We start from the raw sequence: 236 nt of genomic DNA on the forward strand, positions 1-236 counted from the left end.
GCAACCGGTGCCACTGGAAGTACCGGAGCAACTGGTTCAACAGGAAGCACAGGAGCAACTGGTTCAACAGGAAGCACAGGAGCAACTGGTGCCACAGGAAGCACAGGAGCAACTGGCGCTACGGGAAGCACAGGCGCTACAGGAAGTACAGGAGCAACCGGCGCTACAGGAAATACAGGAGCAACCGGTGCCACTGGAAGTACCGGAGCAACTGGTTCAACAGGAAGCACAGGAGC

The 236-nt window shown here is 57.6% G+C and carries 1 protein-coding gene; it reads left to right on the top strand.

Annotated elements, in window-relative coordinates; all coding sequences use genetic code 11:
* On the top strand, positions 1-236 hold a 236-nt coding region (locus Q0829_RS27545), incomplete at both ends, for a collagen-like protein (RefSeq protein WP_298549314.1).

The sequence above is a fragment of the uncultured Aquimarina sp. genome, assembly GCF_947492405.1.
GTDB lineage: Bacteria > Bacteroidota > Bacteroidia > Flavobacteriales > Flavobacteriaceae > Aquimarina.